Annotated in this window: 2 protein-coding genes; both read left to right on the top strand. The window is 58.3% G+C overall.

What is annotated here, in order from left to right; genetic code table 11:
• A partial coding sequence (locus tag LPW39_RS19125) for an HNH endonuclease (RefSeq protein WP_230778783.1) occupies positions 1-259 on the top strand: 259 nt, incomplete at its 5' end.
• A 2-nt stretch (positions 260-261) separates the two neighbouring features.
• Positions 262-522, top strand: coding sequence for a hypothetical protein (locus LPW39_RS19120; RefSeq protein ID WP_230778782.1), 261 nt, complete (start codon positions 262-264; stop codon positions 520-522).
• The last annotated feature ends 274 nt before the right edge of the window (positions 523-796 follow it).

The following is a 796-nucleotide window of genomic DNA, read 5'->3' as shown; positions in this document are numbered from 1 at the left end:
GCAGATCCTGGAGCGCGACGGCTATCTGTGCCAGTGCCCAGACTGCAAGGGCGGATTCTTCCAGCCACTACCGGCCCATGAGGTGGACCACATTAAGCCCAAGGCCTGGTTCAAGGCAGGGAAGGCGCAAGGCAACCCCGACGACCCGAGCAACCTGCGCGCAGTCAACAAGGAATGTCACAAGAGGCTGACGAAGCTGCAAAAGGGCCACAGGCCGGCGGTGCGTGTCGGAGTGGATGGCTTCCCGATAGAGGAGTGAACATGGCATTCGCCAAGCTAAAGCGCGACGTGGGTGCAAGGCTGCGCCGCTGTGTAGATCATGGGTTGCCCGAGTGGGTGACACGACACGCAGAGGAGCGGATAGCCTGTGCGACTTTTCACCGGGATAGTTCCCAGGCTGCAGACATGCCCTCCGAGGCAAAGCGGCAGAGCTTTGATAAGGCGGTCAAGGTGCTGAGCGAGGTGAATGATCTTCTTCATGCGTTCGAGCGTCATGTCCGATTCGCACTGCCTGAGGTTTAGCTGAGAGCGATTCGCAATCAGGCTGTGCCGAGGGTAGGTCAAACGAGATTGATTCTCATCGTTCGCGATGGGAGGGGTGGGTCGAAACCTTAGGGGCTCTCCACCCAGTACCGACCCCGGAACACTTTTTTCGCACGGTCAAGATAGAAATTTCAATTTTGGAGGGGAGGTGCTTCATGCCTGGACCCGGAAGGAAGCCCGCCCATCTTAAGGCCATCGCGGGCACGGATCGCAAAGACCGAGAGCCTGAAAAAGTCCTAGACCTGCCGATCAT

It is taken from the genome of Comamonas koreensis (assembly GCF_021026195.1).
GTDB lineage: Bacteria > Pseudomonadota > Gammaproteobacteria > Burkholderiales > Burkholderiaceae_C > Comamonas > Comamonas koreensis.
This window is presented reverse-complemented; position numbering and strand designations above follow the sequence as displayed.